This window comes from Microbispora sp. ATCC PTA-5024 (genome assembly GCF_000511135.2).
Classification (GTDB): Bacteria; Actinomycetota; Actinomycetes; order Streptosporangiales; family Streptosporangiaceae; genus Microbispora; species Microbispora corallina.
This window is the reverse complement of record NZ_KI866525.1, coordinates 526,015-532,177: the sequence shown is the minus strand read 5'-3', so window position 1 is coordinate 532,177 and position 6,163 is coordinate 526,015. Positions and strand designations below refer to the sequence as shown.

Genomic DNA, 6,163 nt, shown 5'->3' with positions numbered 1-6,163 from the left:
GCCCGGCAGCGTCCGCCGCGGCGTCCCGGACGCGGCGCGGAGCGCGTCGCCGAGCCGGTAGCCGGCCATGACGGTGGCCGCCTGCGCCCGGCCCACCCCGGGCGTGAGCGGCAGCAGGTACGGCTGGGCCGTGACGAGATGGGGGGCGGTGCGGCCGAGCAGCAGGCCCCGTTCGGCCGCGCTCTCGCGGGCCACGCCGACCTGGCCCTTGGCGAGGTAGCGCAGCCCGCCGTGGATGAGCTTCGAGCTCCACCGGGACGTGCCGAAGGCCAGGTCGTGGGCGTCGATCGCGGCCACCGACAGGCCGCGGGAGGCCGCGTCGAGCGCGGCGCCGGCGCCGGTCGCCCCGAGCCCGACGACCAGGACGTCCAGGACGGCGTCGCGCGCCTCCTGGAGCTCACGGGCGCGCCGCGCCGCGTTGAGGGAGGAGTTCATGCTCTCTCCAGACTTCCGCATTACTCTTGGGTAACCTATCTGGAGGCGTGCACGACGTGGAAACCCCGTTGACCCCCGCGGAACCCATGCTCTGGTCCGGCTGGGGAGACCCGGCCAAGGCGGTGGACCTGCCCGACCCGGTCCGCAAGCTGCTGCACGAGCTGCTCGGCGTCCGGGAGCCCGCCGCGCCGGCCGCCACCTTCGGCGAGGTGCGCCTGCCGGCGTCCGCGCTGCCGCCCTCCGTGCTGTCCGCCCTGGCCGGCGTCGTCGGCGCCCCGCACGTGCGGTCCGACGACGACGCCCGTATCCGGCACACCCGCGGCAAGTCCACCCCCGACCTGCTGCTCATGCGGGCGGGCGACGGCTCGGACGCGCCCGACGCCGTCGTGCTCCCCGGCTCGCACGAGGAGGTGGCCGAGGTGCTGCGGCTCTGCGCGGCGCACCGGGTGGCCGTCGTGCCGTTCGGCGGGGGGACCTCCGTGGTCGGCGGGCTCGTCGCCTCCCGGCGGGGCTTCTCCGGGGTCGTGGCCCTGGACCTCGCCCGGCTGAACCGCCTGGTGTCGGTCGACCGCGTGTCGATGGTGGCCGAGCTCGAGCCCGGGCTGCGCGCCCCCCAGGCCGAGCAGCTCCTCACCGGGCACGGGCTGACCCTCGGCCACTTCCCGCAGTCCTTCGAGTACGCGACGCTCGGGGGGTTCGCCGCGGCCAGGTCGAGCGGCCAGGCGTCGGCGGGGTACGGCCGCTTCGACGACATGGTGGTCGGGATGACGGTCGCCACCCCGCGCGGGACGCTCGACCTCGGCCGGGCGCCCAAGTCCGCCGCCGGCCCCGACCTGCGGCAGGTGATCCTGGGCTCGGAGGGCGCCTTCGGCGTGATCACGTCGCTGCGGCTGCGCGTCCGCGAGGCCCCGGCCGTCCGCGTCCACGAGGGCTGGCGGTTCGACGGCTTCGCCGCGGGGGTGGACGCCGTGCGGCGGCTCGCCCAGGAGGGTCCGCCGCCGACCGTCCTGCGGCTGTCGGACGAGGCCGAGACCATGGTGGGCCTGGCCAGGCCCACCGAGCTGGGCGGCGGCCTGTCCTCCGACTCCGGCTGCCTGGTCGTGGCGGGCTACGAGGGCGGGCCCGGAGACGTCGCCCACCGCCGCGACCGGGCCGCCGCCGTGCTGGCCGCGGCCGGCGGCGTCTTCCTCGGCCCGGAGCCGGGCGAGTCCTGGGCCCACGGCCGCTACTCCGCGCCCTACCTGCGCGACGCGCTGCTCGCCGCCGGGGCCACGGTCGAGACGCTGGAGACCGCCTGCTTCTGGTCGGGGCTGCCCCGCCTCTACGACGCCGTACGGCTGGCCCTCGCGGGCGCGCTCGGGTCGCCGCTGGTCATGTGCCACGTCTCCCACGTGTACGCCACGGGGGCCTCGCTGTACTTCACCGTCGTCACCGCCCAGACCGGCGATCCGCTCGGGCAGTGGGCGGCCGCCAAGCGGGCCGCGACCGAGGCGATCGTGCGGGCGGGCGGGACCGTCTCCCACCACCACGGGGTGGGCCGCGACCACCGGCCGGCGTACGCGCTGGAGATCGGCGAGCTGGGCGGCGAGATCCTGCGGGGGATCAAGGAGCGGCTCGACCCGGCCGGGATCCTCAACCCGGGTGTGCTGATCCCCTAGAAACGCCAAGATTGTCCCCATGGTGGATGTGGGCGCGGCGGCCGCGCGGGGGAAGCAGGTCTCGTCCCGGGTCTCGGAGGAGGGCGCGGGGTGGAACTGCCAGGAGATCGGGACGTTCGAACGCCTCCGGCCGAACCGCGACTCCTTCACCTGGCTGTCCCCCCGGACGCTGTGGCGCTCCCGCAACGAGATCCTCTCCCAGCTGTTCGGCGACCCGTCCAAGGAGGTGCGCCGCCGGTGGGTGGCGGCCCAGCGGGAGCACGGCGCCGACCCCGACCTCCGCATCCGGATCGAGCCCGGGGACGACTTCTCGTTCCTGGTCCTCGGCGACACCGGCGAGGGCGACGCCTCGCAGTACGCCGTGGTGCCCGGCCTGCTCAAGATCGGGGAGGGGACGGCGTTCGCGGTCGTCGCCAGCGACGTGATCTACCCGACCGGGTCGGGCAACGAGTACGGCGACAAGTTCTTCCGCCCCTACAAGGACTACCGGGCGCCCATCTACGCCGTCCCCGGCAACCACGACTGGTACGACGGCCTGGGCGGCTTCATGCGCGTCTTCTGCGAGGCCCACGCGCTCAAGATCGAGCGGCAGGGGTTCCGGCTGTCGCCGTCCGGGCTGCGCGGCCTGCTCTGGAAGAAGCCCGACGTCGTGGACGAGGCGGCGCTGGCCGAGGCGCGCACGCTCAGGTCGCTGCCCGAGCAGCAGGCGACGCTGCCTTCGCCGTACTGGGTGATCGACGCGGGACGGCTGCTGCTGGTCGGCATCGACACCGGCATCGCGGGCGACATCGACCGCGAGCAGGGCGAGTGGCTGCGCCGCGTGTCCGCCGACCCCCGGCCCAAGATCCTCATCACCGGGAAGCCGATCTACGTGCGCAACGAGTACCACCCCTGCGCCATCGAGGGCGGGGGGACGGTGGACGAGATCGTCCGCGACCCGGCGAACAACTACGTGGCCGCGATCGGCGGCGACGTGCACAACTACGAGCGCTACCCGGTCCGGGTGGACGGCCGCGTGATCCAGTACATCGTGTCCGGCGGGGGCGGCGCGTTCATGCACGCGACCCACACGATCCCGCGGGTGGACGTGGCCGGGGTGCGGGAGGACGACTTCCGCTGCTACCCGCTGCGCGGCGACTCGCTGTCGTTCTACAGCCTGCTCTACAGCCGCCGGCTGCGCATGCGGTGGCTCTACATCACGCCCGAGGAGGGCCTGGCGCTGATGTCGCGGCAGATCGGCAACACCCCGCCGCGGCCCACGCCCGGCGCGCCGATCACGGCCAGGACCAAGTGGGCCGCCCGGCTGCTCGGCGGCTGGCCCATGCCGTTCCACCTGCCGGTCGGGCGGACCTTCCACCGGTGGATCTCGGAGCTGTCCGACTGGGACACCCCGCCGTTCTTCAAGAGCTTCCTCCACCTGTCGGTGACCGGCGGCCTGCTCAAGGTGCGGTGCTTCGCGGCCACCGGCTGCCTGCCGCAGGAGATCGACCCGCCGCTGGAGGACGAGGTCGAGATCCCGCTCTGACCCGGCCCGCTCTGACCGGCCTGTTCCGGCGGCTTCGGTCGGCGGCCTGCGCCGGCGGGTCTGCTCGGCGGTTGCCAGCCGGCCCTGCTCGGCCGGGCACGGTGTTGTCGGTGCGGGCTGGCAGGCTGGGGACGTGCACGTTGTGGTGGCGGCCGATCCGGAGGGGGGCGGGACGATCCGCCCCCTCGGCGGCCGCGCGACCCGGGTGCCCGACCTCGCGGCCGCCGTGCGGGACCTGGAAACCGGGCGGGATTTGGAGGCCGGGCGGGACCTGGAGGGCGGGCACGTCCCCGGCCGGTGGCCGGACGCCGAGCGGCCGCGGTGGGTGTGGGCCGACGCGCGGCGCGTCTACCCCTCGCTCCTCGCCCGGGGAGTCCGGGTGTCGCGCTGCCACGACCTCGCGCTCACGGAGGGGCTGCTGCTGGCCGCGGAGGGCCGCTACGGCGAGCCCAGACTGGCCGGTGCGGCCTACGCCCGCCTCCACGGCCTCCCGGTGCCCGAGGACGCGCAGGAGCGCCCTCAGGGCGCACAGGAGAGTCTCTTCGAGCCCGTGCGGCCCGGCCCGGACGTGCCGGAGGCCGACCTCGTGGCCGAGGTCTTCGAGGACCAGCGGCGCCGGATCGCCCGCACGGCCGACCCGGCGCGGTTCCGGCTCCTGGTGGCCGCCGAGTCGGCCGGGGCCCTCATCGCCGGCGAGATGGGCCACGACGGCATGCCCTGGCGGGAGGACGTGCACGACACGCTGCTGACCGAGCTGCTCGGGCCGCGCCCGGCCCACGGCCTGCGCCCGGCCCGGCTCCAGGCGCTGGCCGACGAGGTCTCCGCCGCCCTCGGCCAGGCGGTGAACCCCGACTCCCCGCAGCAGATCGTGCGGGCGTTCAAGGCGGTGGGCATCGAGATCCCGTCCACCCGGTCCCACGTCGTCAAGAAGGTCGAACATCCGGCGGCGGCGCCGCTGCTCGCGTACAAGGAGCTGGCCCGCCTGTACAGCTCTCACGGCTGGGCCTGGGCAGACCAGTGGGTCAGGGGCCACCGCCTCCGGCCGGAGTACGTCGTGGGCGGCGTGGTGAGCGGCCGGTGGGCCACCAGCGGCGGGGGAGCGCTGCAGATCCCGAAGGTCATGCGCAGGGTCGTGGTCGCCGACGACGGCTGGGCGCTGGTCGTGGCCGACGCCGCCCAGCTGGAGCCGCGCGTGCTGGCCGCCATGTCCGGCGACCGGGGGCTCGCGCGGGCCGCCGGCGAGATCGACCTGTACGCCGCCCTCGCCCAGGCGTTCGGCGGCGCCAGGGACGCCGCCAAGATCGCCATGCTCTCCGCCATGTACGGCGGCACCAGCGGCGACGCCCCGCGGCTGCTGGCCGTGATGCGGCAGCGCTTCCCGCAGGCGTACGCGTTCGTGGAGGACGCGGCCCGGGCGGGGGAGGAGGGGCGGCTGGTCAGGTCGTGGCTGGGCCGCACCAGTCCGCCGCCGTCGGAGCGCTGGCGGCGGCTGGTGTCGGGGCCGGAGGGGGCGCGGGCGGCCCGCGACCGCGGCCGTTTCACCCGCAACTTCGTGGTGCAGGCGACCGCCGCCGAGTGGGCGACGACGCTGATGGCCGTGCTGCGCGGCCTGCTGCCCGGCCCGGCGCGGCTGGTGTTCTTCCAGCACGACGAGGTGATGGTGCACTGCCCGCTCGACCTGGCCGGGCAGGTGCGGGCGGACGTCGCCCGGGCGGCCGAGGAGGCCACCCGGCTGCTGTTCGGCGCGACCCCGGTCCGGTTCCCGATGGAGGCGGTCGCCGTCCGCTGCTACGCCGACGCCAAGTGACCGTCGTGGGGTGACTTGGGTTCAAGGCCCGTGTTCAGGCCCGGGTTCAGGCCGGGGCGAACGTGGCGAACAGGGTCTGCCGGACCGCCGCGGCCGACTCGCTCCAGTCGTAGTCGGGGGAGGTGAACGTGACGGCGTAGGCCTGGCCGTCCGCCTCGACGTACCGGGTCACGCTGTGGATCGTGACCTGGCTGGAGTTGGTGTAGGTGTACTCCCAGTCGGCTGCGGGCCACCTGTAGCTCGCCTGGCGCAGCTGGATCTGGGTGTAGTCCGGGTAGTCCTTGATGTTCAGGCTCTGCTCGGCCGCCTGGAGCGCCGAGAGGCTGCCGTCGGCGATCTTCTCGATCTTGATGTGCTGGGCGCTGTCCTTGGGCCCTGAGTAGAGCACGGCGCCGTTCTGGCTCGAGACCGTCCACTCCTTGGGCACGGCGACCGACACGCCGCCCTCGGACCGTACGCGGTAGCCGCGGGGCGCCTCCGCGGCGGCCAGCGGCTGGGCGGACGGCGCGGCGACCTTGGGCGTGGTGGTCACCGGACGGCCCGAGGCGGCCACCGGCTCCTGGGACTCGTCCCCGCCGCCGGGCAGCAGCACGAGCAGGACGGTCACGAGCACGCCGATGACGCCGACGGCCGCGACGGCCAGGAGGATCGTCGACCGGGAGTCCCGCTCGCGCGGCGGGTCGAGGTGCGCCCGCCGGCTCCGCCCGCCCAGCCGCGCCGCCTCCGGCGGCTCGGGGG

Annotated in this window: 5 protein-coding genes; 3 read left to right on the top strand and 2 right to left on the bottom strand. The window is 75.1% G+C overall.

Annotation, left to right across the window (positions count from 1 at the left end; translation table 11 throughout):
• Positions 1-435: FAD-dependent oxidoreductase (locus tag MPTA5024_RS28380; protein ID WP_036330155.1), on the bottom strand; the 435-nt coding region annotated here is incomplete at its 3' end.
• A gap of 86 nt (positions 436-521) precedes the next feature.
• Between MPTA5024_RS28380 and MPTA5024_RS28375 the strand changes: the two genes are divergently transcribed.
• The 3 genes from MPTA5024_RS28375 to MPTA5024_RS28365 all read left to right on the top strand — a co-directional run bounded on the left by MPTA5024_RS28375 (position 522) and on the right by MPTA5024_RS28365 (position 5,425).
• A complete protein-coding gene (locus tag MPTA5024_RS28375; protein WP_036330152.1) occupies positions 522-2,093 on the top strand; it encodes an FAD-binding oxidoreductase in 1,572 nt (523 codons plus the stop codon).
• Between the two features lie 19 nt (positions 2,094-2,112).
• Entirely contained in the window at positions 2,113-3,618 is a 1,506-nt protein-coding gene (locus MPTA5024_RS28370) for a metallophosphoesterase family protein (protein ID WP_051458780.1), read from the top strand.
• A 133-nt stretch (positions 3,619-3,751) separates the two neighbouring features.
• Positions 3,752-5,425, top strand: coding sequence for a bifunctional 3'-5' exonuclease/DNA polymerase (locus MPTA5024_RS28365; protein WP_036330147.1), 1,674 nt, complete (start codon positions 3,752-3,754; stop codon positions 5,423-5,425).
• A gap of 46 nt (positions 5,426-5,471) precedes the next feature.
• Here the strand turns inward: MPTA5024_RS28365 and MPTA5024_RS28360 are convergent.
• Positions 5,472-6,163 (bottom strand): hypothetical protein (locus MPTA5024_RS28360; protein WP_036330145.1); only part of this gene is annotated, 692 nt, incomplete at its 5' end.

Bases quoted from the DNA above. Each gene is read 5' to 3' on its own strand.
- MPTA5024_RS28375 (WP_036330152.1), top strand. From the start codon at position 522: ATGCTCTGGTCCGGCTGGGGAGACCCGGCCAAGGCGGTGGACCTGCCC.
- MPTA5024_RS28370 (WP_051458780.1), top strand. From the start codon at position 2,113: ATGGTGGATGTGGGCGCGGCGGCCGCGCGGGGGAAGCAGGTCTCGTCC.